Consider the following 3,927-nt stretch of genomic DNA (forward strand, 5'->3'; position numbering starts at 1 on the left):
TGTCGATATCGACGGAACGATCGCGCGGCATGTCGTGTCCACGCAGATTGGGCCCATAGAACGAGCGATACTTGCCAAACTCCGTGACATCGACCAGCGCCAGGGCAGCTCGGTCCTATCCGGCGATGCGGGGTGCTTCTGCAACGCTCGTGCAGGCCTTGGAGCAAGGCCCGAAACCGTTTATGCATATAATGGACTGATTCGTTTGCCTTAATTGGCAGAGCTAGCCGCCGGCGGGACGCCAATCATCACCAATTGGGCCATCGGTCCCGTCTCCAGCTATTTGGTCGGAAAAGTGTACGCGTGGCGTATTGGCTTCCGAAAAAGTAGGCCGGAGACTTAAATCCCTTGGACCAATTGGCCGAGTCGCTTCAAGCCTGCCAGACGATCCGGAATTCATGCGAACCGGGTCGAACCGTTGCGTTTGTCTCCGGGAACTTCAACGTCGTACATCCCGGGCATCTGCGGCTCTTGAAATTCGCCGCCGAGCAGGCCGATATCCTCGCCGTCGGCGTAAACCCCGACTCTGCGCCCGGCGTGACGCTGGGGCAGGATATGCGGCTGGACAATGTCCGATCGATCTCCTTCGTGCACCATGTTGTGCGGCTGGAGGATTCCGCTGCCTCCTTCGTCGCGCGACTGCAGCCGACCCTGGTGGTCAAAGGCAAGGAATTCGAAGACCGCTTCAACCCTGAGCAGGTCGCGGTCGACACTTATGGTGGTCGCCTTGTGTTCTCCTCGGGCGAATTGCGTTTCGCCTCGCTATCACTGCTGGAGCGCGACGCCGATATCGATATTTCCACGGTGCGCAAGCCGCTCGAATTTCCCAAGCGCCATGGTTTCGGTATTTCGCAGCTCAAGGCACTGCTCGGAAAGCTGGTCGGCATGCGCGTCGCCGTGGTTGGCGATCTCATCATAGATGAGTACGTCACTTGCGATGCCGTCGGCATGTCGCAGGAAGATCCAACGATCGTTGTAACCCCCTTGATGACGCGAACCTTCGTGGGTGGCGCCGGCGCGGTGGCCGCGCACGCCCACGGTCTGGGCGCCGATGTCAGCTTCTTCACCCTGGTCGGCGATGACGATGCGGCTCGCTTTGCGCGCAATTCACTCGATGAGCAAGGTGTGAGCCTCAAGACGTTTGCCGATTCGACCCGACCAACCACGCGCAAGCAAAGGTTCCGCGCGCTGAACAAGACGCTACTGCGGGTCAATCACCTGCGCCAGCACGCCGCTGACGGCGAAATTCAGCGGCGGATGCTGACTGCCGTCGAGCGCACCCTGAAGAATTGTGACCTTCTGCTGTTCTCCTGCTTCAACTACGGCTGCCTGCCGCAGGATCTGGTTGATGCCATCGCTGATCGCGCCAGGAAAAAGGGCGTGATGATTGCTGCCGACAGCCAGGCGTCTTCGCAGAGGGGAGACGTTTCACGTTTCAAGGCCATGACACTGCTGACACCGACCGAACATGAGGCTCGCATCGCCCTGAACGATTTTGTTTCCGGTCTTGCGGTCGTCAGCGAGCGCCTTCTGGAGCGCGCCCGCGCCGGGAATCTCGTGGTTACGCTGGGCGCCGAAGGCGCGCTGGTCAACACGATGGTGGACGGCACGTTCACATCCGACCGTCTGCCGGCGTTCAATCCTTCTCCCAAGGATGTCTCCGGCGCCGGCGACAGCTTGTTCACGGCTTCCTCGATGGCACTGCGAGCCGGCGCCGATATCTGGCAGGCCTCCTACCTTGGCTCGCTGGCTGCAGCGCTGCAGGTATCGCGTGTCGGCAACATGGCGCTCTCTACAGCCGAGTTGATCCGGGAAATCGACGAAACCGGTTTCAGTCATGATTGACGGATAGGCTCATGCGCGCGCTACTGCTCGCAGCCGGCACGGGAAGTCGGCTACGCCCCTTCACGAACACCACGCCGAAATGCCTGGTGGCTGTGCATGGTCGTCCGCTGCTCGATTACTGGCTGGATCTCGTGTTCGCGGGCCGCATCCAACGCGCGCTGGTCAATACGCATTGGCTCGCCGACCAGGTCCGCGCGCATGTCGCAGCCTCGCCCTGGCGTTCGCACGTTGATCTCGTTCATGAAGATCGGCTTCTGGGCACCGGCGGCACAATCCTGGCAAACCGGGACTGGTTCGGCAGAGAGTCCTTCCTCGTCGCCCATGCCGACAACCTGACCGATTTCAACGTCGCGAGGCTAATTTCCGCTCACCGCGATCGCCCCGCAGACTGCGTGATGACGATGCTGGCCTTTCGCACCGATGATCCTGCGTCTTGCGGCATCCTGGAACTGGACCCTCAAAATCGAGTCACCGCGTTCTACGAGAAGGTCAAAAACCCGCCGGGAAACCTCGCCAACGGCGCCGTCTATGTTTTCGAGCCCGATGTGATCGAAGACATCGCCCGGCTTGGCAAAAGCGCGGTTGATCTATCGACCGAGATCATACCAAATTACCTCGGTCGAATCCTGTCGGTGGAGACAGACGTCTATCTCAGGGTTATCGGAAACCCTGAAATCCTGCTGCGGGCCCTTACCGAGTTCATGCGCGCGCCGTCTTACGCAGCTCGTCGGGGGTAGGTTCAGGTGGCATTCGACTTTTTCACGGTTCCAGACCAGCGCGTGCGGCAATCAGTCGGACCGGACAGCCGGTGGCAGGGCAACAAATGAAGATTTTTCTGACTGGCGCGTGTGGCTACAAAGGCAGCGTGCTCGTGCCGAAGCTTCTGAAGGCCGGCCACAAGGTGGTTGCCTTCGACATCATGTGGTTCGGCAATTTCCTCGAGCCACATCCCGATCTCACGGTCGTCCGGGGCGATGTCCGCAACGTGGATGAGATCGACCTTAACGGCATCGACGCCATTATCCATCTGTCGAGCGTGGCCAACGATCCCTGCGGCGATCTCGATCCGAAGCTGACCTGGGAAATCTCTTGTCTGGCGACCATGCAGCTCGCCGACCGAGCCCGCCGCCATGGCATAAGGCGCTTCATCTATGCGTCGTCTGGCAGCGTTTATGGCGTCAAGGAGGAGCAGCAGGTCACGGAAGACCTCGAGCTGTTGCCGATCTCCGAATACAACAAAACCAAGATGTGCGGCGAGCGCATCGTTCTCTCCTACAAGGACGATATGGCCGTCCAGATCGTCCGGCCTGCCACGGTTTGCGGCTATTCGCCAAGGCAACGACTCGATGTTTCCGTAAACATGCTGACGATGCAGGCCCTGATGAATGGCCGCATCAACGTGTTCGGCGGCGACCAGACCCGGCCCAACGTCCATATCGACGATATCACCGACCTCTATCTATTCCTGCTCGATCATCCCGAACACACCGGCATCTACAATGCCGGCTTCGAGAACATCTCGATTCTCGACATCGCCAGGCTGGTTACCAAGCACGTAACGGCCGAGATCGTGGTGACACCGTCCAACGATCCGCGCAGCTACCGGATCAATTCCGATCGGCTGCTTGCGACCGGTTTCCGGCCGAAGAAGACGGTGGAGGATGCGATCAAGGAAATCATCGGCATGTATTCGCAAGGTCAGTTGAAGAACGAAGATCGCTGGTACAATCTGAAATGGATGGAACAGGAGATCGTGAAATGAACGCGCTCGCTTTCCAGACGCCGGCCAAGCTTTTCAGCGACTATTCCGGCCGCCTCAGCGCCGTATTGCAGGGCTTCGACTTCACCCCTGTCGAACGCCTGGCTTACGACTTGCGCGACTGCTGGCAGAGCGGCCGGCAGGTATTCCTTTGCGGCAATGGCGGCAGCGGCGGCAACGCCAATCATCTTGCCAACGATTTGCTTTATGCGCTGTCGAAGACGAAGGGTTCGGGCCTGCGCGTGCATTCGCTGTCGGCCAATCCATCCACCCTCACCTGCCTTGCCAATGACGAGGGTTATGACCAGGTATTTTCGCTTCAG

At 59.5% G+C, this 3,927-nt stretch carries 5 protein-coding genes; all 5 read left to right on the plus strand.

Features of this window, described 5'->3' with window-relative positions; all coding sequences use genetic code 11:
- Window positions 1-214, plus strand: a 214-nt coding sequence (locus tag ABSE61_RS36480) for a hypothetical protein (protein WP_423876001.1), incomplete at its 5' end; no start/stop codon positions are given.
- A gap of 134 nt (window positions 215-348) precedes the next feature.
- Window positions 349-1,845, plus strand: coding sequence for a PfkB family carbohydrate kinase (locus ABSE61_RS36485; protein WP_423876002.1), 1,497 nt, complete (start codon window positions 349-351; stop codon window positions 1,843-1,845).
- Window positions 1,846-1,856: 11 nt separating this feature from the next.
- Window positions 1,857-2,582, plus strand: a complete 726-nt coding sequence (locus ABSE61_RS36490; RefSeq protein ID WP_423876003.1) for a nucleotidyltransferase family protein — start codon at window positions 1,857-1,859, stop codon at window positions 2,580-2,582.
- A gap of 86 nt (window positions 2,583-2,668) precedes the next feature.
- Window positions 2,669-3,607: an NAD-dependent epimerase/dehydratase family protein gene (locus tag ABSE61_RS36495; RefSeq protein ID WP_423876004.1), complete on the plus strand. Its 939-nt coding sequence runs from the start codon at window positions 2,669-2,671 to the stop codon at window positions 3,605-3,607.
- The coding region (locus ABSE61_RS36500) for an SIS domain-containing protein (RefSeq protein WP_423876005.1) at window positions 3,604-3,927 on the plus strand (324 nt) is incomplete at its 3' end. The genes ABSE61_RS36495 and ABSE61_RS36500, both read left to right, overlap by 4 nt.

The organism is Bradyrhizobium sp. (assembly GCF_049519115.1).
Taxonomy (GTDB): Bacteria; Pseudomonadota; Alphaproteobacteria; order Rhizobiales; family Xanthobacteraceae; genus Bradyrhizobium.